Here is a 22,125-nt window from a genome sequence, read left to right as displayed (position 1 = left end):
GCGTCCCGAGGGGCGCCCTTTCTGCTTAGACGTTGAACAGAAAGTTCAGCACGTCGCCATCCTTCACCACGTATTCCTTGCCTTCGGAGCGCATCTTGCCGGCTTCCTTGGCGCCGGCTTCGCCCTTGTAGGCGATGAAGTCATCGAAGGAGATGGTCTGGGCGCGGATGAAGCCGCGCTCGAAGTCGGTGTGGATCACGCCGGCGGCCTGGGGGGCGGTGTCGCCCACGTGGATGGTCCAGGCGCGGACTTCCTTCACCCCGGCGGTGAAGTAGGTCTGCAGGCCCAGCAGCTGGTAGCCGGCGCGGATCAGGCGGTTGAGGCCGGGCTCTTCGAGGCCCAGGTCGGCCAGGAAGGCCATCTTGTCTTCGTCGTCCAGGTCGGCCAGTTCGGCTTCGATCTTGGCGCACAGGGCGACGACCGGGGCGCCTTCCTTGGCGGCGTGTTCGCGCAGGCGGTCGAGGTAGGGGTTGTTCTCGAAGCCGTCTTCGGTGACGTTGCCCACGTACATGGCGGGCTTGAGGGTCATCAGGCACAGGGGCTTGAGGATCAGCTTCTCGTCGTCGGTGAGCTTGAGGGTGCGCGCCGGCAGGCCTTCGTTGAGGTGGGGCAGCAGCTTCTCGAGCAGGGCGACGAGCTTCTGGGCGTCCTTGTCGCCGGCGCGGGCCTTCTTGTTTTCGCGGTGGATGGCCTTTTCGACGGCGGCCATGTCGGCCAGGGCGAGTTCGGTGACGATGGTCTCGATGTCGGCCAGCGGGTCGACCTTGCCATTCACGTGGATCACGTTTTCGTCTTCGAAGCAGCGCACCACATTGACGATGGCGTCGGTCTCGCGGATGTTGGCCAGGAACTGGTTGCCGAGGCCTTCGCCCTTGGAGGCGCCAGCGACGAGGCCGGCGATGTCGACGAATTCGACGATGGCCGGCTGGATCTTTTGGGGCTTGACGATTTCGGACAGGGCGGCGAGGCGGGGGTCGGGCACTTCAACGATGCCGACGTTGGGCTCGATGGTGCAGAACGGGTAGTTCTCGGCGGCGATGCCGGCCTTGGTGAGGGCATTGAAGAGGGTCGATTTGCCGACGTTGGGCAGGCCGACGATGCCGCATTGGAGAGCCATGGAATTCCTTTGATGTTCAGAGGCTTCCGGCAAGCGTGCCGGAAAACCCGCTATTGTAAAGCGGCTTTCCGTTCATCCAAAGGGGGCTGGCGATTTGCCTTGCGCCGAACGTGCAGAACCTACGGTGTTCCCGTGTTCAGCGGACCAGCATCAGATAGAGCAGCAAGACGTTCAGCACGAGAGAGCCCGCTGCGAGCAGCTTGAGTCCCAGTTGCGGATCGCGTTCGAGGAGCGGCGACTTGCGCGGGACGGCCAGAGGCCGGTTGGCGCCCCGCTCTAGGGCGAGCAGGAATTCCTCGGCGGTCTCGAAGCGGGCCTTCGGTTCGCGGGCGACGGCCTTGAGGAGCACGGCTTCGAGCCAGGCGGGGATGTCCGGCCGGTAGCGGGTGGGCGGCACGGGATCGCCGAACTTGGGGTGCTGGAAAGGCTCGATCTCGCCGTAGGGGTACTTGCGGGTGAGGAGCTCGTAGAGGGTGACGCCGACGGCGTAGAGGTCGGTCTGCACGTTGGCGGCCACGGTCTTGGGGCCGTAGAGCTCGGGCGCCATGTAGCTGGGGGTGCCGGGGTTGTTGATCTCCTGGAACTTCTGGCCGTCGGCCGAGCCGTCCGAGGCAGCCACGCCCAGGTCCAGCACGCGCAGGCGGCCTTCGGCATCCAGGTGCAGGTTGTCGGGCTTGATGTCCCGGTGGACGATGGACAGGCGGTGCAGGCTGGCGAGGCCCTTGAGGATGCGGGTGCCCAGCTCGGCCACTTCGCCGGCGCCGAAGCGGTGGCCGCCTTCGAGGCGGGCCTTGAGGGTGGCGCCCTCGTGCCAGCTCATCAGGTAGTACAGGTGGCTGCGCTCCGGGTGGGGGATGACCTGGGGAAACCAGGCGTCGTTCACCCTTCGGGCGAGCCATTCCTCGTGGGCGAGGGCGGCGGCGGCTTCCGCGTCGCTGTGCTCAGGGCGCAGGGTTTTGAGCACGCGGAGCTGGCCGCGGGCGTCACGCACACGGTAGAGCAGGGTGGCGACGGATTCGTGGAGCAGGGCGTCGACGGTGAGCCCGTCGATGGTCTGGCCGGGCTTGAGGCGCGGCGGCAGCGGCAGGCGGTGCAGGCGGGCAATGTTGTCGCGCAGGCGGTCGGGCGGCAGGGCGTCGATGCGCACCACCACGGCGGTGCAGTTGTCCTGGCTGCCGCCGTCCTCGGCGCTCATCGCCAGGCGGGCGGCGGCGTCCTGGGGATCGGCTGCGGCCTTCAGGATGTCGCGGATCTTGCGGTCGCCCAGTTGGCCCCACACGCCGTCGCTCGTCAGCGCGAACACGTCACCGGTTTCCAGGTCGCCGTCGGCGTAATCCACCTGCACGTGGGCATCAAGGCCCACCGCGCGGGACAGCACGTTCTTGAGCTCCGGGTGCTCCCACACGTGGTCGGTGGTGAGCTGTTCGAGGCGTTCGCCACGCAGGCGGTAAATCCGGGTGTCGCCCACGTGGGCGAGGTAGAAGCGCCGGCCACGCAGCACGATGGCCGACAGGGTGGTGGCCATCCCGGCGGTTTCGCGGGTGCGCGCGGCGTGGGCGACCAGCCAGCGGTTGAGGGCGCCCAGCACCGTGTCGAGGGACTTGTTGACCGCCCAGGTTTCGGGCGTTGCGTAGTAGTCGGAGAGCAGCCCGCGGACGGTGTATTCGGAGGCCTCGCGCCCGTTGGCGTGACCGCCGACCCCGTCGGCCACCACGGCCAGGATGCCCTTGGCCTCCAGTTCCGGGCCTTCGGGCGTGACGGCGCCACAGAAGTCCTCGTTGCGCGGTCGGGGGCCGGTGAGGGAGGAGTAGCCGAGGGATACGCGAAGGGGCGAGGCGGCGCTCATGGGGGGCGTCCGGTCAGGATTGAGGGTGGGCTGGATACGCTAGATGCGGCAGCCGGGCCGGCGGTGGTGAGCGTACCGCAATCGGCCCGGCGTCTTTCAGGGTTTCCGCGTCATCCGCGGCGGCGCATCAGATCCGCGCGCCGGTGAGGTGCGGGGCACCCCAGGTGGTACGCCAGCGGCGCTTGACCGCGGTGAGGCCGATCAGGGCGGCGATGGCCAGCGCGGCGAAGATCAGGAAGCCGGACTGGTAGCTGCCGGTGGCCTGCTTGCTGTAGCCGAGGCTGGAGGCGAGGTAGAAGCCGCCCACGCCGCCGGCCATGCCGACGAGGCCGGTCATCACGCCGATTTCCTTGCGGAAGCGCTGGGGCACCAGCTGGAACACGGCGCCATTGCCCATGCCCAGGGACAGCATCGCGCAGACGAAGATCGCCAGCGCCTGCCAGGCTTCGGGCAGGCCGAAGCTGACGATGGTGAGGAAGATCGCGGCGAGGACGTACATCGCGGTGAGGCTCTTGATGCCGCCGATGCGGTCGGCCACGTTGCCGCCAATGGGGCGCACCAGACTGCCGGCAAACACGCAGGCGGCGGTGAAGAAGCCGGCCATCTTCGGATCAAGCCCGTACTGGGTGTTGAAGTAGATGGTGAGGGACGAGGCCAGGCCGACGAAGCCGCCGAAGGTGACCGAGTAGAAGAACATGAACCACCAGGAATCCTTGTCCCGCAACACCGCGAGGTATTCGGTGAGGGACTTGGCCGGCGGGCACTCGGGGGCGTCCTTGGCCATCACCAGGTAGATCACGAAGACGATGGACAGCGGGATCAACGCGAGGCCGAAGACATTCACCCAGCCGAATGCGGCGGCGAGGCCCGGGCCGAACAGCGCGGCCAGCGCGGTGCCGGAGTTGCCGGCGCCGGCGATGCCCAGCGCGGTGCCCTGGTGCTCCGGCGGATACCAGCGGGAAGCCAGCGGCAGAGCCACCGCGAAGGCCGCGCCGGCCACGCCCAGGAAGAGGCCCAGCACCAGCACTTCGGTGTAGCTGTGGATGCCGAACTTCCAGGCCACGGCCAGGGCGGCGATCACGATGACCTGGCCGATGGCGCCGGCCTTCTTGGGCTTGAGGTGATCCACCAGCACGCCCATCACGATGCGCAGGAGGGCACCGGCGAGCACCGGCGTGGCGACCATCAGGCCCTTCTGGGTGTGGTCGAGGGCCAGATCCTTGGCGATCTGCACGCCCAGCGGGCCGAGCAGCACCCACACCATGAAGGCGAGGTCGAAGTAGAGGAAGGCGGCCAGCAAGGTGGGCGTGTGGCCGGCTTTGAGGAATGATTTGCGGTCCATTTGAGGCTCCTGGTTACGAGTTCGGCTCGGCGGCGCTGCATTGGCGCTGCCATGACTTGATCGGGCGAGAAGGGGGCACGTCGTCGGGGGCGGCGGGGGAGACCACCTGGAAGCGGTCACCGCCCCCGGGACGTGTGGGTTACAGGTCGATGAACACGTCGCCGTGCTCGACCTTGACGGGATAGCGTTTCACGCAGCCCACATCCGGCGGCACCACCTGGCCGTCCTCCAGCTGGATCTTCCAGCTGTGCAGCGGGCAGGTGACGGTGGCGCCATGAACGATGCCCTGGGACAGCGGGCCGCCCTTGTGGGGGCACTTGTCGCGCAGGGCGAAGAAGGCGTCGGCGCCGTTGCGAAACAGCGCGATGCGGCCGTGGTCTTCGCTTGCTACCATGCGTGCGCCCAGCATGGGCACGTCACGGGTGGCGCAGATCCTTTTCCAGTTGCTCATGGCGGGCTCCTAAACCTTGATGGTTTCGAAGTCCCGCTTGAGCGCGCTGCCGGATTGGGCTTGGGCGATCGTCGACCACGGGTCCTTGTAGTTCTGGAGGGCGAAGAGCAGCGTGTCGTAGAGCGCCCTGCGCCGGTCGGCGTCGTCCAGCACGTGCTGGCGGATGTGATCCATGCCCACCCGTTCGAGGTAGTGGCAGGTGCGCTCCAGGTAGAAGCCTTCTTCCCGGTAGAGCTGGATGAAGGCGCCGGCGTATTCGAGCACCTCGTCGTCGTCCTTCACCTTGCAGAAGAACTGGGCGACCTCGGTCTTGATGCCGCCGTTGCCGCCGATGTAGATCTCGTAGCCCGACTCCACACCGATCACGCCCACGTCCTTGATGCCGGATTCGGCGCAGTTGCGCGGGCAGCCGGAAACCGCCAGCTTGACCTTGTGGGGGCTCCACATGCCGTCGAGCATCTTCTCGAGCTTTACGCCGAGCGCCATCGAGCGCTGGGTGCCGAAGCGGCAGTGATCAAAGCCGACGCAGGTCTTCACGGTGCGCAGGCTCTTGCCGTAGGCCTGGCCGGAGACCATGCCAGCTTTGGCAAGATCTGCCCAGATGCCGGGCAGGTCTTCCTTCTTCACGCCCAGCAGGTCGATGCGCTGGCCGCCGGTGAGCTTGACGGTGGGCACCTTGTACTTCTCGGCCGCGTCGGCGATGGCGCGCAGCTCGGCCGGGTTGGTGAGACCGCCCCACATCCGCGGCACCACCGAGTAGGTGCCATCCTTCTGGATGTTGGCGTGGGCGCGCTCGTTGATGAAGCGGCTCTGGGGGTCGTCGATGGCTTCGTGGGGCCAGGTGGAGAGGCAGTAGTAGTTGAGGGCCGGGCGGCAGGTGGCGCAGCCGTTGGGCGTCTTCCAGTCGAGGAAGCGCTGGGCGTCGGCCACCGACAGCAGCTTGTGCTCGCGGATCGCCTTGCGCACGTCGCCGTGGGCGTGGTCGGTGCACCCGCACACGGCCTTGTGGTTGGAATCCGCCGGCTGCCAGGCGCCGCCGACGGTCGAGGCGAGGATCTGCTCGACGAGGCCGGTGCAGGATCCGCAGGAGCTCGACGCCTTGGTGTGGGTGCGCACGTCTTCGAGGGTGAACAGCCCTTTTTCCTGGATCGCCTTGACGATGGCGCCCTTGCACACGCCGTTGCAGCCGCACACCTCGGCGCTGTCGGGCAGGGTGGCGGCGAGGCTGTTGCCCTTGTGGCCCACGTCGCCCAGGTGGGCGTTGCCGAACACCAGATGGTCGCGCAGCTCGCCCACGTCCTGGCCGTCCTTCAGGAGCTGGAAATACCACGCGCCGTCCTTGGTGTCGCCGTAGAGCACCGCGCCCACCAGCTTGTCGTTCTTCAGCACGAGGCGCTTGTAGATGCCCACGCCCGGGTCGTGGAAGACGATGTCCTCGGTGCCCTCGGCGCCCGAGAAATCGCCGGCGGAGAACACGTCGATGCCGGTGACCTTGAGCTTGGTGCTGGTCACCGAGCCTTCGTAGCGGCCGATGCCGTGCATCGCCAGGTGGTTGGCGCACACCTTGGCCTGCTCGAAGAGTGGCGCCACCAGCCCGTAGGCGGTGCCCCGGTGGGCGGCGCATTCGCCCACCGCATAGACGGCCGGGTCGTAGGTCTGCAGCGTGTCGGTGACGACGATGCCCCGATTGCAGTGGATGCCGGCCTTCTCGGCGAGCTCCACGTTGGGGCGGATGCCGGCGGCGAAGCACACGAGATCGGCGGGGATGGTGTCGCCGTCCTTGAAACGCACCGCGCAGACGCGGCCGGATTCGCCCTTCACCAGTTCGGCGGTCTGGGCCTGCATCCGGAACTTCATTCCCTTGGCTTCGAGCGCGCTCTGCAGCATCTTGCCGGCGGTGCGATCGAGCTGGCGGTCCATGATCCACGCGGCGTTGTGCAGCACCGTCACGTCCATGCCGCGCAGGGCCAGGCCATTGGCTGCTTCCAGGCCCAGCAGGCCGGCGCCGATCACCACCGCGTGGCGGTAGCGTGCGGCGGCGTCGATCATCTCGTCGGTGTCCTTGATGTCCCGGTAGGAGATCACGCCGGGCAGGTCGTTGCCCGGGATCGGCGGCATGAAGGGGGTGGAGCCGGTGGCGAGGAGCAGCCGGTCGTAATCCACGGTGATCGGCATGCCGTCCTTGCCGGTGGCGGTGACGGAGCGATTGCGGCGGTCGATCTCGGTGACCCTGGCGCCCAGGTGCAGGGTGATGCCGTTGTCGGCGTACCACTGCAGGTCGTTGAGGATGATGTCCTGAATGGTCATCTCGCCGGCGAGCACCGGGGAGAGCAGGATGCGGTTGTAGTTCGGATGGGGTTCTGCGCCAAACACGGTGATGTCGTACATCTCCGGGGCCAGCTTCCGCAGCTCTTCGAGGGTGCGGACGCCCGCCATCCCGTTGCCGACCATCACCAGTTTGAGTTTGCGCATGATTCCTCCGACGATTGATTCTCCCCGGGCCGGGCGCATGGGGCGCGCCGGAGCGGGCGTAAGCCTTGGGCAGGAGAGATCGTCGTTGATCGCGCGGTGGGGCCGCCGTTGGCCCGTGCGCGGCGCCGCGTCGTGGGGGACGGGCACACTGGCACCTAGTGTCAGGTTGCGGGCGGTGCAGCAAAAGCTCTATTGCCGCGGGCCCACATTCGATGGGTTACGCAAAGCAGCTATCGTGCCATCAACAAAAAACCCCGCTGGGCGGGGTTTTGGGTGGTCCGGCAGGGGCGGCGGGCGGCCGAAACTGCACCGCGCTGGTGCGCCTGGCCCCGTGGTGGGGCGTGGTTCAGAAGGCGGATTTCTTGCGCCGCAGCAGATAGGCGGCCAGGCTGCCGAGGATGGCGGCGAAGACCAGGAAGGACCAGTTGGCGATGGTGAGGTGGAGGAAGGTCCAGTCCACCACCGAGCAGTCGCCGGCGCCGCGGAAGATCATCGGCAGCGACGAGGCGAGGGGAAAGCTCTCGAGCATGTATTCGAGCCCGGGCCCGCATTCGGACACCGCCGGCGGGAACCACTGGATCCACGACTGCCGGGCCGCGACGCCGCCACCGGCGAGGGCCGCCACGGCCAGCAGCGCGGCGTAGCCGTTCTGCCCGCCATGACGCGGGTTGTGCAGCCCGGCGACCAGGCCGATCACGCCGCACACGGCCAGGGCATAGCGCTGCATGATGCACATCGGGCAGGGCTCGATGCCCTGAACGTGCTGAAGGTAAAGGCCGGCGGCGAGCAGGCCGGCACACACGGCAAAGAGTGACAGGGCGAGGAGACGGAACGGCGTGCGGGAAGGCATCAGCGTGTCAGGGGGAACGGACCGGCCGCCATTGTAGCCGGCCCGAGCCCACCAGGGGCGTGGTGCGCTCCCCGGGCTGCGGGATCAGCTCTTGCGGGCGAGGAACAGGGCGACCCGGGTGCCCGTGTCCACCAGCGCGACGCCCTGCAGGGTGCGCAGGGTCGGATCGTAGATGGCGATGCCTTCGAGGGTCTGGGTGCCGAAGGTGCAGGCGCCGCCCTGGAAGGTGAGGGACATCTGCATCAGGGTGGTGTAGTTCCTGGTGGGGGCGATGCTGCCGATGAAGGCGCAGTCGGGCGAGAACGCCACGCCGCGCATCAGGCCGTCGGCGCGGATGGTGAGCACGGTGGTGCGATCGGTGCCGGCGTAGGCGCCGATCACGTCGGCCATGCCGATAACCTGGGCCGTCGGCGGCCGGTAGGCTGAGGTGAAGCTGAAGTTGCGGCTGGCGTCCGCATCGTAGGTGGCGCTGCCGTTGTAGTTGCCGGCGCCATCGAGCGTGCCGGCGATGGTGGTCATGGCGCTGGCGTGGCCTTCCCAGCTGAAATCCACGGCGCGCAGGCTCAGGCTGGAGGCCGTGCCGCTGGCGCTGCCGATGATCACGCCGCCGGTCGTGGCGGGGTCGGAGACTGCGCTGTAAAGCTGGTATGCGCGACCGTCCTCGAACAGGATGAGGCTCTGGCTGCGACCGGTGCTGGTCGTGCCGCGCCACAGGCCGACGTTCTGGGTGACGATCGGGGTCGGCGTCAGAGGGGGTTCCGTGGTGCTGGTGGAGGTGCTGGTTGATCCGCCGCCACCACCGCCACCGCCGCAGGCGGCAAGGGCGAGGCTGAGGGTTGCGGTCAGTATTTTCGAAAACTTCATCACGGCACTTCCAGTCTGGTGGGCATCCGACGATGGGTGCCCGTTTTGGGATTTTGTGTCTTCCTACAAAATGCCTCGCCCTGAGCGCATGTGCCGTGAGCGATTGGGCGTCGGAGGGGGATTTGTCATTGTTTGACACGACGCAGCCAGATTCTTGGGACTGAAAACGGCAAAAGGGGCGCGAAGCCCCTTTTGATTCCTGCCGTGCGGGCCCCGGAGGGCCGCCCTTACTTGCTCTTGATCATCGTGCCGACGCCGTGGTCGGTGAGGATCTCGAGGAGCAGGCAGTGTTCGACGCGGCCGTCGATGATGTGCACGCTGCGCACGCCATTGCGCGCGGCGTCCAGCGCCGAGGCGATCTTCGGCAGCATGCCGCCGGAGAGGGTGCCGTCTGCGACCAGGTTGTCGATGTCGCGCGGAGTGAGGCCGGTGAGGAGCTTGCCTTCCTTGTCGAGCACGCCCGGGGTGTTGGTGAGGAGCACCAGCTTTTCGGCCTTGAGGATCTCGGCCAGCTTGCCGGCCACCACGTCGGCGTTGATGTTGTAGCTCTCGCCGTCTTCGCCGACGCCGATCGGGGCGATCACCGGAATGAAGTCGCCCTGGTCGAGGAAGGAGATCAGGCTCGGGTCCACCTGGGTGATGTCACCCACCTGGCCGATATCGATGAACTCGCCCGGGGCGTCCTTGTTTTCCATCATCAGCTTCTTGGCGCGGATGAAGTTGGAATCCTTGCCGGTGAGGCCCACGGCCTTGCCGCCGGCCTGGTTGATGAGGCTGACGATTTCCTTGTTCACGTGGCCGCCCAGCACCATCTCGACGACTTCCATGGTCTCGGCGTCGGTGACGCGCATGCCCTGGACGAATTCGCCCTTCTTGCCGACGCGGGACAGCATCGTCTCGATCTGCGGGCCGCCGCCGTGGACGACCACCGGGTTGAAGCCGACCAGCTTGAGCAGCACCACGTCGCGGGCGAAGCACTCCTTCAGGTGCGGATCGGTCATTGCGTTGCCGCCGTACTTGATGACGAGGGTCTTGTCCTGGAAGCGCCGGATGTACGGCAGGGCTTCGGCGATGATGGCGGCTTTCTGGGCGGGGGACAGGTCGGAAGTGTCGAGATGCTGGCTCATGGTTATCTGCGCGCAGGTTGGTTGCGGGTAGCCGCGATTGTAATGAGGGGGCCCGCAAACAAAAAGCGGGAAGATCGCTCTTCCCGCTTTCGAGAGTGAAACGGCGTATTGCGTGGTCAGTCGATGACGAGGCGCTTGGCTTGCGGCGCGGTCTTCTTCGGAAGCGACAGTTCAAGCACGCCGTCGGTGAATTTTGCAGAGGCCTTGCTTTCATCCACGTCCTGCCCGAGCTGGAAGCTGCGGGAAACCTGGCCGAAGTAACGCTCGGTGCGCAGCACCCGTTCGCCTTCCTTGGCTTCCTTTTCCTGCTTGCGCTCGGCGCTGATGGACACCACCGGGCCGTCGATATGCACGTGGATGTCTTCCTTCTTGATGCCGGGCAGTTCGGCGTGCACCTGGAAGGCGTCGTCCACTTCCTTTACATCGACCCGCATCTGGGGTGCTTCGGTGGCGCTGCCATATTCGACGGGGCGCACGAAGAAACCACGGAAGAAATCGTCCAGAGGGTCGCGGCGAGAAACGTTGCTCATTCGTCAGTCTCCTTTTTCCGGTTGCGGTCCTGAGGGCGCCTGCCCTCTCTGATGCGTATATAAGGTCGCCTCGGAGGCACTTCAAGCCCTGTCCGGGGATAAACTCCGGGGCCAGAAAAAGGAGAAGGAATCGCCATGGAATCGTGCCAGAACCCCGCCCCGACCAACATCTGCCCCGCCTGTGGCGCGGCCTTTACCTGCGGGATGAATGCCGGCGAGACAAGCTGCTGGTGTGCGGCCTTTCCGCCGATCCTGGCGGTGCCGCAGGACGAACAGACCGGCAGCTGCTACTGCCCGGATTGCCTGAAGAAGCGCATCGAAGCCGCCAAGGCTAGCCCGGCGTGCTGAGGCTGCGGGCGACGAGGCGGATGGCGTCGCGGTTGGTCCACGAGAAGACCTTGCCGGCGGCCTCGGCCCAAGGCAGCCAGCCGGCCGCGGTGTGCTCGTCCGGCGCAATGCGGGCGGGCACGATGGCCGGCACGCACAGGCTGAAGAGGTGTTCGGTGTTGTGGGTGACGCCGGGGGCGTAGCGCGCACGCCAGCGCTGGAGGATAGGGAAACGGTTGGCGAGCCGCCAGTCGATGAGGGCTTCAGGGGCCGCGTGGATGCCGGTTTCCTCGGCCACTTCGCGCAGCGCGGTGGTGGCCAGGGCTTCGTCGCCCTCCCGGCTGCCGGTGACCGACTGCCACAGGCCGGGGTTGCCGGCGCGTTCGAGCAGCAGCACGTCGAGCTGCGGGGTGTGGATCACCACCAGCACCGAGACGGGCTGCTTGTAGGGCTGGCTCACTCCAGATCCTGCAGCCAGTCCATGTTGCCGGTGGCGGTGCCGACGAGAGTCCAGAAGGGAATGCTGTCCTCGCGCCAGGTGTCGGCGGCGTCCTGGAAGATCGACAGGGCGGTGGCGAAATCGGTGGGGCAGGCGGCTGCAAAGGTGTCGGCGTGGTCGAGGACGATCACGTAGCCATCGGCGGCCATCCACGACAGGTCGGTCAGGCAGTCGGCCAAGGCGTCCCAGTTGTGGCCGTACCAGTCGGGAAACGCCAGCGCCTCGCCCACTGCGGCGAGGAAGGCTTCCTTGGTGGTGACCCGCGAGAGATCGACGCGGTGGATCGGATATTCGAGGCTTTCGGCGGCTTCCTCGATGGCCAGGTCGGCGGCGTAGGGCATGCGGAAGATCCCGGCCCTTTCGGCCCGGGAGAGCAGTGAATGGAAATGCGGTGCGCTCATGGCCTCACTCCCGGATCCGGCGGAAGCTGCGGTAGTGGTCGTCGGAGTAGTAGAACACCGTGGGCGGGTTGCCGCCGCTGACGATGCGCCGGGCACCGCGATCGCGGGAGCCGGGGGTGGTTACGGTGAACTCCCGGTAGTAGCCACGGGCTGCGTCGGGCAGGCGGCCTTCGCGGTTCTGGAAGGTGATGCCGTCGCGGCGGTAGGGGTAGGGGCCACCCTGGTGGATCAGGGCCAGGGTTTCACGGGCTTCCCGGGGGAGTTCGGCCACCGGGATGTTGTCGATCCCGTTGCCGCGCCAGTCGAGGAAGTCGCGGGCGTGCGCGCCGCCGGCAACCAGCAGCACGAGAATGAAGGCAAGGCGGAACAGGCGGGCAAGCATGGCAATGGGCTCGGCGTGAAACGGCTATGCCGCAAGTTTAGCAGCCGGCGCCTCAGGCATGGATGCCGTACCGCTTGAGCAGGGAGTAATAGTAGGCGGTGAGGGCCGGCAGGCGGCTGTTGCCCGGATCCTGCGCGCGGGCCCGTTCCATCATGCCGCGGGCCTGCTCGGCAAAACGCTCGTTCCAGCCGCAGTTCTCGATGTGCTTGAGCAGCGCCAGGGTGGCGTTGAACAGCACGTGGGTGTTGCCGGGCATGCGCCGGACGGCGCTCAGCATCAGTTGTACGGCGCCGTCGTAATCGCCGCCCTGGGCCTTGCGGGCGCCCTCGGAGACGAGATCCTTGACCTCGCCGTCGATCTGGCCGGCGAGCTGCTCGCCGAGTGCTTCCTTGCCGACATCCTTCAGCATCGCCTTGGCCTGCGCGACGGCGCGTTCGTCCGGGGCGTTGCGCATGATGTCGAGGACGACTTCGGTGCCGTGGTCGTCGAGCTGGCTGGCGAAGCAGGCACGGGCCAGCTCGCCCTTGAGCTTGGGTGACAGGGACTGGGCGGCACCCCGCTCTGCGAGGAGCGATTTGAGCGCGTCGCCGGCCCGCTGGGTGTCGCCCTTCTTTACATGGACGAGGGCGCTGGAGAGGGTGGAACAGTGGCGCGTCTTCTCCATCCCGGCCATGGAGCGCTCGAGGTCGCGGATCGTGGCTTCCGCTTGCACGGTGTCGCCCTTGCCGAGCTGGGCCTGGAGCAGGCGGACGTGGTCTTCGGGATCGCGGAAATCGGAATACTTGCCCTTGCGCACGACCTCGCTGAGGACTTTCTCGGCGCCTTCGTGATCGCCCGTCTCGATGGACAGTTCGCCCAGGCGGCGCAGGCGGCCGATCCGGTGGGGCGACAGGGCGGTGGCGCTGGCCAGGATGCTGCGGGCGGATTCGAGATTTCCGGCGGCTTCGCGGGTGCGGGCGAGCCAGTCGTAGGCATCCACGAAGAGGTCGTTCTCGCTCACCAGCGCCTGCAGCATGTCGGTGGCTTCGGTGAAGCGTTTCTGCATGTACAGCGTCTTCGCGAGGCCAAGGCGGGCCCACGGGACGCTGCGGTTCTCGAGGATGCGTTCGTAGAGCTGCTGGGCCGTGTCGGCCTGGCCGCTGGCCACATGGAGCTCGGCCCGCAGGCGCAGGAAATCCAGCGCCCACTGGGGAAACTTGCCTTCGGCCTCGGCGCAGTAGGCGATGGCGTCGGGCACGTTGCCCAATTCGATGAGCTTGTAGGCCGGCATGAAGGCGTCGCGTTTCTCGAGGGCGCGCAGGATGCGGTCGTGGAGCGTGTCGGCGGCGAAGGGCTTGAGGATGTAATCGTTTGGCGCGAGCTCGGCGGCGCTCACCACGCGTTCGTACTGGCGTTCTCCGGTGACCATGATGAACAGCGTCGCCAGGGGAATGATGCCGTTGTGACGCAGGTCTTCGAGCAGGTGCTGACCATCCTGGCCGTCACCGATGTGGTATTCGCAGAGGATCAGGTCGAAGCGAGCGTCCCGCAGCTTGCGCACGGCGACCCCGGCCGAGACGGCAAACTGGACCTTGGCGATGCCGCTCATGTTGAGCATGTTGCGGAGCTGCGTCCGCATGTTCGGATTGGCTTCGACGATGAGGGCGGAAATGGTGTCGAGATCGATCACGGAGGCTCGTTATGCATTGGATGGGCGCGGTCATCCATGCAAACGGCTGGAGAGGGTGATTCTTGATAGGCAGACCCAATAAAAAGGGGCAAACGACGAACCGTTTGCCCCGCTTTGGTGCAGCCTGACGGCGCGTCGATCAGGCGGCCGGCGCTTCCGGTGTCTTGGCGCGCAGGCGGATGTGCAGTTCGCGCAGCTGCTTCTCGTCCACCGGCGACGGGGCGTCGGTGAGCAGGCACTGGGCGCGCTGGGTCTTGGGGAAGGCGATCACGTCGCGGATGGATTCGGCGCCGGTCATCATCGTGACGATGCGATCAAGGCCGAAGGCGAGGCCGCCGTGCGGGGGCGCGCCGTACTTGAGGGCGTCGAGCAGGAAGCCAAACTTGGCCTGCTGTTCTTCCGGTCCGATGTTGAGGGCGGTGAAGACCTTCTCCTGCACTTCGGCGCGGTGGATACGCACCGAGCCGCCGCCGATTTCCCAGCCGTTGAGGGCGAGGTCGTAGGCCTTGGCGAGGCACTTGCCCGGATCGGTGGTGAGCAGCTCAAGGTGCTCGTCCTTCGGGCTGGTGAAGGGGTGGTGGCAGGCGGTCCAGCGCTTGTCCTCGTCGTCGTATTCGAACATCGGGAAATCGACGACCCACAGGGGTTCCCAGGCCTTGCCGTTGACGAAACCCTTCTCGTGGCCGAGCTTGATGCGCAGGGCGCCGAGGGCGTCATTCACCACCTTGGTCTTGTCGGCGCCGAAGAAGATCAGGTCGCCGGACTGGGCGCCGGTGCGCTCGAGGATGGTGCGCAGGGCGGTTTCGTGGAGGTTCTTGACGATCGGCGACTGGAGGCCGGTTTCATTCACCTGGGTGACGTCATTCACCTTGATGTAGGCGAGGCCACGGGCGCCGTAGATGCTGACGAACTTGGTGTACTCGTCGATCTCGCCACGGGTGAGGCTGGCGCCGCCCGGCACGCGCATGGCGGCAACACGGCCGCCCGAGGTGGCGGGGCCACTGAAGACCTTGAAGGCCACGTCGGCCACCGCGTCGGTGACGTCGGTGAGTTCGAGGGTGACGCGCATGTCGGGCTTGTCGGAGCCGAAGCGGGCCATGGCTTCCGCGTAGGTCATGCGCGGGAAGGGGTTGGGCAGCTCGACGGCCAGCACTTCCTTGAAGACGGTGCGGATCATCTCTTCCATCATCGCCGTGATCTCGGCTTCGGTGAGGAAGGAGGTCTCGATATCGACCTGGGTGAATTCCGGCTGGCGGTCGGCGCGCAGGTCTTCGTCACGGAAGCACTTGACGATCTGGTAGTAGCGGTCGTAGCCGGCCACCATCAGCATCTGCTTGAAGAGCTGCGGCGACTGGGGCAGCGCGAAGAACTGGCCATCATGCACGCGGGAGGGCACGAGGTAGTCTCGGGCGCCTTCCGGGGTGCTCTTGGTGAGCATCGGGGTTTCGATGTCGATGAAGCCCTGGGCGTCGAGGAAGCGGCGGAAGGCCATGGCCGTGCGGTAGCGCAGGATCATGTTCTTCTGCATCTGCGGACGGCGCAGGTCGATGACGCGGTGGGTCAGGCGGGTGGTCTCGGAGAGGTTTTCCTCGTCGAGCTGGAACGGGGGCGTGGAGGAGGTGTTGAGCACCTCGATCTCGTGGCACAGCACCTCGATCTCGCCGGAGACGAGGTTGGTGTTCTCGGTGCCACCGGGGCGGCGACGCACCTTGCCGGTGATCTTCAGGACGAACTCGTTACGGACCGATTCAGCCACCTGGAACATGTCGGCACGGTCCGGGTCGCACACCACCTGGACAAGACCTTCACGGTCGCGCAGGTCGATGAAGATCACGCCACCGTGGTCGCGCCGGCGGTGAACCCAGCCGCAGAGGGTGACGATCTGGTCGAGGTAGGCGGTCGATACGAGGCCGCAGTATTGAGTTCGCATGATGGGGTCTTTATTTCCTGGGAAAACGGAACGCGCCTGCCGGGCAGACGCGTTATTGATTCAGAAGGGCGGCGGCCGGCTTGAGCGCAGGTGGCCGGTTGGACGGTGGCGGCGAAACCACGCCCATCGAGATGATGTACTTGAGGGCCTCATCGACGCTCATGTCGAGCTCGATGGCATCCTTGCGGGGCAGCATCAGGAAGAAGCCCGATGTCGGGTTGGGCGTGGTGGGCACATACACGCTGACGAAGTCGTTGCCCAGATGGTGCGCCGCATCGCCGCCGGGCGAGCCGGTCTGGAAGCCGATGGTCCACATGCCTTCGCGGGGATACTGGATGAGCAGCGCCTTGCGGAAGGCCTGGCCATTGCTCGACAGCAGGGTGTCGGACACCTGCTTGACGCTGTAGTAGATCGACTTGACCACCGGGATGCGCGACAGCAGGCTTTCCCAGAAGCGCACCATGCGCTGGCCGACGAAGTTGGCCGCGGCCAGGCCGGTGGCGACGATGACCACGAGCGAGACGACCACCCCGATCCCCGGCACATGGAAGCCCAGGAGGGCGTCCGGCCGGAAGGTGGGCGGAACCAGCAGCAGGATCTGGTCGAGGGTCGTGATGATCCACGCCAGCACCACGAAGGTGATGACGAGCGGAATCCAGATCAGCAGGCCGGTTACGAAGTATTTTTTCATTCAGCGGTGGTCGGGCGCGTGTGGATCAGTGGCACGCGCAACTGCCGCCGCAGGGAGTGGGGGCGGGAGATTCGGACTTGGCCGCTTCCGTCTTGGGGCTGGCACCGGAGCCGCCCTTGAAGTCGGTGGCGTACCAGCCGTTGCCCTTGAGCTGGAAGCCGGCAGCAGAGATCTGCTTGGCGTAGGCTTCTGCGCCACAGGCGGGGCAGACGGTGAGCGGGGCATCGCTCATTTTCTGAAGGTGATCTTTTTGATGGCCGCAGGCGCTGCAGCGATACTCGTAGATGGGCATGACGAGCTCCGGAAAGTCGATTGGGACGAAGTTTAGCGCATCGCAACATCGGGCGAAACAAGCCCGCTACGGCGCAAATGGGGGCGAATCAGCGTGTTTCAAGCGCTGGCGCGGGGCTCAGAGCATTCCGAGGTAGGCGGTGGTGAGCGAAGCGCCCCAGAAAAGGGCCAGCAGACCCGCCGCCGCGAGGTAGGGGCCGAAGGGGATGGGAATCTCGCGGCCGTGCTGGCGCAGGACGATCAGGCCGATGCCGACGACCGCGCCGACCACCGACGACAGCAGGATGGTGAGCGGCAGGATCTGCCAGCCCAGCCAGGCACCGATGGCGGCGAGGAGCTTGAAATCCCCGTAGCCCATGCCTTCCTTGCCGGTGACGAGCTTGAACAGCCAGAAGACCGTCCACAGCGACAGATAGCCGGCCGCAGCGCCGACCACCGCGCTCTGCAGATCGGTGAAGGTGCCGCCGATGTTGAGGAGAAGGCCCAGCCAAAGCAGCGGCAGGGTGATGCTGTCGGGCAGGAGCTGGGTGTCGAGATCGATGAAGCTGAGGGCGATCATCGCCCACACGAAGACCAGTGCGCCGGCGGCCTGCAGCCCGAAACCGAAGTGGAAGGCCGCAAAACCCGACGCCACGGCGCAGAACAGTTCGATGAGCGGATAACGCGGGCTGATCGGCCCGCTGCAGTGACGGCATCGGCCGCGCAGCAGGACGTAGCTGACCACCGGGATGTTCTCGACGGCGCTGATCCCGTGGCCGCAGTGGGGACAGCGGGAGCGCGGCGTGGCGAGGTTGAAACGCGGCTGCTCGTCGGGGGATTCGCCCCGCAGGCTGGCCGCCTCGGCGAGCCACTCGCGCTCCATCATCACCGGCAGGCGGTGGATGACGACGTTCAGGAAGCTGCCGACAAACAGGCCGAGCAGCGTGCAGGTGGCCGTGAAGACCAGCGGGTCCGCAAAGACTTCCATGATGGGCGCCAGCTGGCGTCAGGAGACCACGGCGCCGATCTTGAAGATCGGGAGGTACATGGCGACGACCAGGCCGCCGATCACGACACCGAGGAACACCATGATGATCGGCTCGAGCAGCTGGCTGAGACCGGCAACGGCGTCGTCCACCTCGCGTTCGAAGAAGTCGGCGACCTTGCTCAGCATGGAGTCGAGCTGACCGGATTCCTCGCCGATGGAGACCATCTGGACGACCATGGTCGGGAAGACCAGCACGTTCTGCATGGCGACGGTGAGGCTGGTGCCGGTGCTCACGTCGGACTGGATCTGCTTGGTGGCCTGCCGGTAGACGACGTTGCCCGCAGCGCCACCGACCGAGTCGAGGGCTTCGACGAGCGGGACGCCAGCGGCGAACATCGTTGCCAGGGTGCGCGTCCAGCGCGCGATGGTGGCCTTGCGGACGACTTCACCGATGACCGGGATCTGCAGGACGATCCGGTCGACGGCGATCTGCATGGGTACCGAGTGCTTGTAGGCATACGATATTCCGATGACTGTGCCCAGGATGATGCCGAAAACGATATACCAGTAGGACACGAAGAAGTCGGATATGGCGATGACCATCATCGTCGGGGCGGGCAGGTCGGCGCCGAAGCTGGAGAACACCTTCTTGAATTCGGGGACCACGAACAGCATCATCACCGACACGACCAGCGCGGCGACCACGACCACGGCCACCGGGTAGAACATCGCGGATTTGATCTTGCTCTTGATGGCAAGAATCTTTTCCTTGTAGGTGGCGAGGCGGTCGAGCAGGGAATCGAGGATGCCGGCCTGTTCGCCGGCGGCGACCAGGTTGCAGAACAGCGCGTCGAAGTGGGCCGGGTGGCGGCGGAAGGCCTGGGACAGGCTGCTGCCGGTCTCCACGTTGGCGCGGACGTCGTTGAGCAGGCGGGCCAGGGACGGATTGCCACAGCCCTTGATGGCGATGTCGAAGGATTGCAGCAGGGGCACGCCGGAACGCATCATCGTGGCGAGCTGGCGGGTGAACAGCGCGATGTCCTTGTCGGTGATGGAGCGGCCGCGGGAGAAGGCCTGCTTGCGGATCTTCTGGGTGAGGATGCCCTGGCGGCGCAGAACGGTCTGGACGACGGTTTCCGTCGTGGCGCGCATTTCGCCACGGATGATCTTGCCGGTCTTGTCCTTGCCTTCCCAGACGAACAGGTGTTCGCGGGCGACGTTCGTGGTGCGGGCAGGGGTCTTCTTGGGTGCAGTGGCCATCAAATATTTCCGCGTGAAGCGATCACTCGTTCGTGCAAGCGAGGACTTCGGTCAGAGAGGTGACCCCTTGCTTCACTTTCAGCAGTCCGGACTGGCGCAGATCCCGGACGCCCTCGATCTGGGCCTGGGCAGCGATGTCCATCGAGTTGCCGTTCGTCATGATTATACGTGCGATCTCTTCCGAGATCGGCATCACCTGGTAAATGCCCAGCCGCCCCTTGTAGCCTGAGCCCTTGCAGCGTTCGCAGCCCTTGGGGCCGTAGGGCTGCCATGTGCCGTCGATGTCTTCTTCCGCAAAACCGGCGGAAATCAGGGCTTCGATCGGGATGTCGACCGGCTGCTTGCAGGTGCATAGCCGGCGGGCGAGTCGCTGCGCCGTGATCATGATCACCGACGATGCGATATTGAACGGCGCGACGCCCATATTCTTTAGGCGTTCGAGGGTCGACGGGGCGTCGTTGGTGTGGAGGGTGGACAGCACGAGGTGGCCTGTCTGGGCCGCCTTGACCGAGATTTCGGCGGTTTCTAGGTCGCGGATTTCGCCGACCATGATCACGTCCGGATCCTGGCGCAGGAAGGCGCGCAGGGCCGACGCGAAGGTGAGGCCGGCTTTCTCGTTGACGTTAACCTGGTTTACGCCCGGCAGGTTGATTTCGGCAGGATCTTCGGCGGTGCTGATGTTGACGCCGGGCTTGTTGAGGATGTTGAGGCAGGTGTAGAGCGACACCGTCTTGCCGCTACCGGTCGGGCCGGTGACGAGCACCATGCCGTAGGGGCGGGACACCGCGTCGAGGAGGGCGGCCTTTTGATCGGGCTCGTAGCCGAGGGCGTCGACGCCCAGCATGGCGGAGGTCGGATCGAGGATCCGCATCACGATCTTCTCGCCGTGCAGGGTGGGTAGGGTCGAGACCCGGAAATCGATGGACTTGTTCTTGGACAGCACCAGCTTCATCCGGCCGTCCTGAGGGACGCGCTTTTCGGAGATGTCGAGCCGGGAGATGACCTTGATCCGGGCGGCGATCTTTTCCTTGAGTACCAGCGGCGGCTGGGCGATCTCGCGCAGGATGCCGTCGGTACGGAATCGGATGCGGTAATACTTTTCGTAGGGCTCGAAGTGGATGTCCGACGCGCCTTCGTTGATGGCGTCGATCAGCAGCTTCTGGATGAAGCGCACCACCGGCGCGTCGTCCACCTCGGAGGCGCTTTCCTCGATCACCGGCGCATCCGCCAGGCCGTCCTGGCCCAGCAGATCCATGTCGAACTCTTCGCCGGTGAGATCCTTCAGCGCGGTCGAGGCGCTTTCGGACAGGCGCTCGACGAGGGCGATGAGCTTGGGCGCCTCGACCACCACCGGGTCGACGGCCAGGCCGGTCTGGAAGCGGATTTCGTCGAGGATGCGCAGGTTCGACGGATCGGCCAGGGCCAGGGCCAGGCGGTTGCCGCGGCGGCCGAGGGCGACGACCTGATGCTTGAGCATCAACTTGCGGTCGATGGCGTCGATTGCCAGGTGGGACTGTTCGAAGGCGGCGAGATCGAGCGCCGGGGTGCCGAAGGTGTCGGCCGCGAAACGCGCCACGTCGTTGGCGCTCATCAGCCCCCGGTTGATGACTTCGAGGACGAAATCATTGGGGTTCCCCGATCCGGACGTGCACTGCAGGGCCTCGGCTTCGAGAAGCCGGCCGTGTTGTACGAGGGCACGGGCGAGGCCGCTCAGAGCGGCTTGGGGAGTGGCTGACATGCCGGAGCGTCTGTGAGGGTGATCGGCCTTGAACGTGCCCGGATCATGCCGTCAGGGCGATGGCTTGTAAAGCCGCGACACGTTTTATGGCGACTTTTTCGCAGCAGAGCGGAATATTCGCACGTTCTTGATGCGACGGTCCTCGGCCTGGACCACCTCGATCGGAATGCCGGCGATCTTGACCGACACGCCCGCCTCGGGAATGTCCTGCAGGTGTTCGAGCAGCAGGCCGTTCAGCGTCTTGGGCCCATCGACCGGCAGATTGAGGCCCAGCCGGCGGTTGAGGTTGCGCAGGTGCTGGCTGCCATCGACGATCACGCTGCCGTCCTCGCGCCAGGTGAGCTTGTCGGCGGCGTCCGGCGCGCTTGTGGTGAACTTGCCGATGAGCTCCTCGATGATGTCTTCAAGGGTGACGAGGCCGAGGAGCTCGCCGTATTCATCCACCACCAGCCCGAGGCGCTCGCGGTTCTCCTGGAAGAACTGCAGCTGGGAATACACCGGCGTGCTGGCCGGAATGAAATACGGCTTCGACAGCATGCCGCGGATGTCGGCGGCGGACAGGCTGTGGTCGAGGGTCTGGCCGAGGATGCGGCGGACGTGGAGGATGCCGATCACCGCGTTCATCTCGCCGTCGAACACCGGCAGGCGGGTGTGGTAGCAGGTGGCGAGGTGGCCCTGGATGACGTCGATGGGCTCGGCGATGTTGACCGCCTCGATCTGGCTGCGCGGCATCATCACGTCCTCGACGGTGATGTCCTCGAGCTCGAAGAGATTGACCAGGATGCTGCGGTGCTTGGGCGGGATGAAGGCGCCGGATTCGAGCACCATCATGCGCAGCTCTTCGGTGGACAGGCTGTGGGCGTCCTGGCTCGCGTTCGGTGAGAGACGCAGCAGGCGCAGCAGCCCGGCGACGAACAGATTGACGAACCACACCACGAAATAAAGGCTCTTGAGCAGCCCCGAGAGCGGGTAGCTGACGAAGCAGGCGAGCCGGTTGGCGTGGTTGGCGCCGATCACCTTGGGGGTGATCTCGGCGAAGACCAGGATCAGGAAGGTGACCGCCAGGGTACTCACGCCGAGCACCCATTCCTCGCTGCCGAAGAGCTGGATCGTGATGACGCTGACCAGGGTGGCCGAGGCGGCATTCACGAGGTTGTTGAAGAGCAGGATGATGCCCAGCAGCTTGTCGGTCTGATCGAGGAGGTCGAGGGCCAGGCGGGCGCCGCGGGAGCCCTGGTTGGCGGCGGAGCGCAGCCGATAGCGGTTGGCCGCCATCATGGCCGTTTCGGCCATCGAGAAGAAACCGGAAAGCGCCAGCAGCGCGACGAGGATCGCCGACTGGGCCGAAAGGGGAATGGCGTCCAAGCGGAG

The 22,125-nt window shown here is 66.0% G+C and carries 21 protein-coding genes; 1 reads left to right on the top strand and 20 read right to left on the bottom strand.

What is annotated here, in order from left to right; translation table 11 throughout:
• Positions 1 to 25: 25 nt before the first annotated feature.
• From ychF to QQK25_RS01580, 9 genes are all read right to left on the bottom strand, one after another.
• Entirely contained in the window at positions 26 to 1,117 is a 1,092-nt protein-coding gene (gene ychF / locus QQK25_RS01620) for a redox-regulated ATPase YchF (RefSeq protein ID WP_284186442.1), read from the bottom strand.
• A gap of 136 nt (positions 1,118 to 1,253) precedes the next feature.
• Positions 1,254 to 2,963 carry a bifunctional protein-serine/threonine kinase/phosphatase gene (locus QQK25_RS01615; RefSeq protein ID WP_284186441.1) on the bottom strand — a complete coding sequence of 570 codons (1,710 nt, stop codon included), beginning with the start codon at positions 2,961 to 2,963 and terminating at the stop codon, positions 1,254 to 1,256.
• Between the two features lie 127 nt (positions 2,964 to 3,090).
• A complete protein-coding gene (locus tag QQK25_RS01610) occupies positions 3,091 to 4,305 on the bottom strand; it encodes a nitrate/nitrite transporter (RefSeq protein ID WP_284186440.1) in 1,215 nt (404 codons plus the stop codon).
• Positions 4,306 to 4,444: 139 nt separating this feature from the next.
• On the bottom strand, positions 4,445 to 4,756 hold the full coding sequence (gene nirD, locus QQK25_RS01605; protein WP_284186439.1) for a nitrite reductase small subunit NirD: 312 nt from the start codon (positions 4,754 to 4,756) through the stop codon (positions 4,445 to 4,447).
• Between the two features lie 9 nt (positions 4,757 to 4,765).
• The gene (gene nirB / locus QQK25_RS01600; protein WP_284186438.1) at positions 4,766 to 7,228 is read right to left on the bottom strand and encodes a nitrite reductase large subunit NirB; all 2,463 of its coding nucleotides are present in this window, start codon (positions 7,226 to 7,228) and stop codon (positions 4,766 to 4,768) included.
• A 346-nt stretch (positions 7,229 to 7,574) separates the two neighbouring features.
• Positions 7,575 to 8,078, bottom strand: a complete 504-nt coding sequence (locus QQK25_RS01595; RefSeq protein ID WP_284186437.1) for a disulfide bond formation protein B — start codon at positions 8,076 to 8,078, stop codon at positions 7,575 to 7,577.
• A gap of 84 nt (positions 8,079 to 8,162) precedes the next feature.
• Complete coding sequence (locus QQK25_RS01590) at positions 8,163 to 8,942, bottom strand: hypothetical protein (RefSeq protein WP_284186436.1); 780 nt, start codon at positions 8,940 to 8,942, stop codon at positions 8,163 to 8,165.
• 227 nt (positions 8,943 to 9,169) lie between these two features.
• Positions 9,170 to 10,069 (bottom strand): acetylglutamate kinase, encoded by a 900-nt coding sequence (argB, locus tag QQK25_RS01585; RefSeq protein ID WP_153161410.1) that lies wholly within the window; start codon positions 10,067 to 10,069, stop codon positions 9,170 to 9,172.
• Positions 10,070 to 10,185: 116 nt separating this feature from the next.
• Positions 10,186 to 10,599: an Hsp20/alpha crystallin family protein gene (locus QQK25_RS01580; RefSeq protein ID WP_284186435.1), complete on the bottom strand. Its 414-nt coding sequence runs from the start codon at positions 10,597 to 10,599 to the stop codon at positions 10,186 to 10,188.
• A 135-nt stretch (positions 10,600 to 10,734) separates the two neighbouring features.
• On the opposite strand from QQK25_RS01580, the gene QQK25_RS01575 reads away from it, so the two are divergent.
• Entirely contained in the window at positions 10,735 to 10,947 is a 213-nt protein-coding gene (locus QQK25_RS01575) for a cysteine-rich CWC family protein (RefSeq protein ID WP_284186434.1), read from the top strand.
• Here QQK25_RS01575 and nudB read toward each other — a convergent pair.
• The 11 genes from nudB to QQK25_RS01520 all read right to left on the bottom strand — a co-directional run bounded on the left by nudB (position 10,931) and on the right by QQK25_RS01520 (position 22,119).
• On the bottom strand, positions 10,931 to 11,386 hold the full coding sequence (gene nudB / locus QQK25_RS01570) for a dihydroneopterin triphosphate diphosphatase (RefSeq protein ID WP_284186433.1): 456 nt from the start codon (positions 11,384 to 11,386) through the stop codon (positions 10,931 to 10,933). The two genes, QQK25_RS01575 and nudB, sit on opposite strands and share 17 nt — an antisense overlap.
• On the bottom strand, positions 11,383 to 11,826 hold the full coding sequence (locus tag QQK25_RS01565; RefSeq protein ID WP_284186432.1) for a barstar family protein: 444 nt from the start codon (positions 11,824 to 11,826) through the stop codon (positions 11,383 to 11,385). Before QQK25_RS01565 ends, nudB begins: the two co-directional genes overlap by 4 nt.
• Before the next feature lie 4 nt (positions 11,827 to 11,830).
• Positions 11,831 to 12,208 (bottom strand): guanyl-specific ribonuclease, encoded by a 378-nt coding sequence (locus QQK25_RS01560; protein WP_284186431.1) that lies wholly within the window; start codon positions 12,206 to 12,208, stop codon positions 11,831 to 11,833.
• Between the two features lie 52 nt (positions 12,209 to 12,260).
• Positions 12,261 to 13,877 (bottom strand): tetratricopeptide repeat-containing response regulator, encoded by a 1,617-nt coding sequence (locus QQK25_RS01555; protein ID WP_284186430.1) that lies wholly within the window; start codon positions 13,875 to 13,877, stop codon positions 12,261 to 12,263.
• A gap of 139 nt (positions 13,878 to 14,016) precedes the next feature.
• Complete coding sequence (gene aspS, locus QQK25_RS01550) at positions 14,017 to 15,807, bottom strand: aspartate--tRNA ligase (protein WP_284186429.1); 1,791 nt, start codon at positions 15,805 to 15,807, stop codon at positions 14,017 to 14,019.
• A gap of 52 nt (positions 15,808 to 15,859) precedes the next feature.
• Positions 15,860 to 16,498, bottom strand: a complete 639-nt coding sequence (locus QQK25_RS01545; RefSeq protein WP_153161417.1) for a DUF502 domain-containing protein — start codon at positions 16,496 to 16,498, stop codon at positions 15,860 to 15,862.
• A gap of 25 nt (positions 16,499 to 16,523) precedes the next feature.
• On the bottom strand, positions 16,524 to 16,790 hold the full coding sequence (locus QQK25_RS01540) for an FmdB family zinc ribbon protein (protein WP_153161418.1): 267 nt from the start codon (positions 16,788 to 16,790) through the stop codon (positions 16,524 to 16,526).
• Positions 16,791 to 16,907: 117 nt separating this feature from the next.
• Positions 16,908 to 17,756: a prepilin peptidase gene (locus QQK25_RS01535; RefSeq protein WP_284186428.1), complete on the bottom strand. Its 849-nt coding sequence runs from the start codon at positions 17,754 to 17,756 to the stop codon at positions 16,908 to 16,910.
• A gap of 18 nt (positions 17,757 to 17,774) precedes the next feature.
• Positions 17,775 to 19,016 (bottom strand): type II secretion system F family protein, encoded by a 1,242-nt coding sequence (locus QQK25_RS01530; protein WP_153161420.1) that lies wholly within the window; start codon positions 19,014 to 19,016, stop codon positions 17,775 to 17,777.
• 22 nt (positions 19,017 to 19,038) lie between these two features.
• The gene (pilB, locus tag QQK25_RS01525; protein ID WP_153161421.1) at positions 19,039 to 20,754 is read right to left on the bottom strand and encodes a type IV-A pilus assembly ATPase PilB; all 1,716 of its coding nucleotides are present in this window, start codon (positions 20,752 to 20,754) and stop codon (positions 19,039 to 19,041) included.
• A gap of 84 nt (positions 20,755 to 20,838) precedes the next feature.
• Positions 20,839 to 22,119, bottom strand: a complete 1,281-nt coding sequence (locus QQK25_RS01520; RefSeq protein ID WP_284186427.1) for an HlyC/CorC family transporter — start codon at positions 22,117 to 22,119, stop codon at positions 20,839 to 20,841.
• Between the last annotated feature and the right edge of the window lie 6 nt (positions 22,120 to 22,125).

Origin of the sequence: Zoogloea oryzae, from assembly GCF_030161255.1 — a bacterium.
GTDB classification, from domain to species: domain Bacteria; phylum Pseudomonadota; class Gammaproteobacteria; order Burkholderiales; family Rhodocyclaceae; genus Zoogloea; species Zoogloea oryzae.
Note: the sequence above shows the minus strand (reverse complement) of the source record. Positions and strands in the feature narration are given on the sequence as shown.

What these genes read in the sequence shown, in the direction of transcription:
- ychF (WP_284186442.1), bottom strand. Translation starts at nt 1,117, where the DNA reads ATGGCTCTCCAATGCGGCATCGTCGGCCTGCCCAACGTCGGCAAATCG.
- QQK25_RS01615 (WP_284186441.1), bottom strand. Translation starts at nt 2,963, where the DNA reads ATGAGCGCCGCCTCGCCCCTTCGCGTATCCCTCGGCTACTCCTCCCTC.
- QQK25_RS01610 (WP_284186440.1), bottom strand. Translation starts at nt 4,305, where the DNA reads ATGGACCGCAAATCATTCCTCAAAGCCGGCCACACGCCCACCTTGCTG.
- nirD (WP_284186439.1), bottom strand. Translation starts at nt 4,756, where the DNA reads ATGAGCAACTGGAAAAGGATCTGCGCCACCCGTGACGTGCCCATGCTG.
- nirB (WP_284186438.1), bottom strand. Translation starts at nt 7,228, where the DNA reads ATGCGCAAACTCAAACTGGTGATGGTCGGCAACGGGATGGCGGGCGTC.
- QQK25_RS01595 (WP_284186437.1), bottom strand. Translation starts at nt 8,078, where the DNA reads ATGCCTTCCCGCACGCCGTTCCGTCTCCTCGCCCTGTCACTCTTTGCC.
- QQK25_RS01590 (WP_284186436.1), bottom strand. Translation starts at nt 8,942, where the DNA reads ATGAAGTTTTCGAAAATACTGACCGCAACCCTCAGCCTCGCCCTTGCC.
- argB (WP_153161410.1), bottom strand. Translation starts at nt 10,069, where the DNA reads ATGAGCCAGCATCTCGACACTTCCGACCTGTCCCCCGCCCAGAAAGCC.
- QQK25_RS01580 (WP_284186435.1), bottom strand. Translation starts at nt 10,599, where the DNA reads ATGAGCAACGTTTCTCGCCGCGACCCTCTGGACGATTTCTTCCGTGGT.
- QQK25_RS01575 (WP_284186434.1), top strand. Translation starts at nt 10,735, where the DNA reads ATGGAATCGTGCCAGAACCCCGCCCCGACCAACATCTGCCCCGCCTGT.
- QQK25_RS01565 (WP_284186432.1), bottom strand. Translation starts at nt 11,826, where the DNA reads ATGAGCGCACCGCATTTCCATTCACTGCTCTCCCGGGCCGAAAGGGCC.
- QQK25_RS01560 (WP_284186431.1), bottom strand. Translation starts at nt 12,208, where the DNA reads ATGCTTGCCCGCCTGTTCCGCCTTGCCTTCATTCTCGTGCTGCTGGTT.
- aspS (WP_284186429.1), bottom strand. Translation starts at nt 15,807, where the DNA reads ATGCGAACTCAATACTGCGGCCTCGTATCGACCGCCTACCTCGACCAG.
- QQK25_RS01545 (WP_153161417.1), bottom strand. Translation starts at nt 16,498, where the DNA reads ATGAAAAAATACTTCGTAACCGGCCTGCTGATCTGGATTCCGCTCGTC.
- QQK25_RS01540 (WP_153161418.1), bottom strand. Translation starts at nt 16,790, where the DNA reads ATGCCCATCTACGAGTATCGCTGCAGCGCCTGCGGCCATCAAAAAGAT.
- QQK25_RS01535 (WP_284186428.1), bottom strand. Translation starts at nt 17,756, where the DNA reads ATGGAAGTCTTTGCGGACCCGCTGGTCTTCACGGCCACCTGCACGCTG.
- QQK25_RS01530 (WP_153161420.1), bottom strand. Translation starts at nt 19,016, where the DNA reads ATGGCCACTGCACCCAAGAAGACCCCTGCCCGCACCACGAACGTCGCC.
- pilB (WP_153161421.1), bottom strand. Translation starts at nt 20,754, where the DNA reads ATGTCAGCCACTCCCCAAGCCGCTCTGAGCGGCCTCGCCCGTGCCCTC.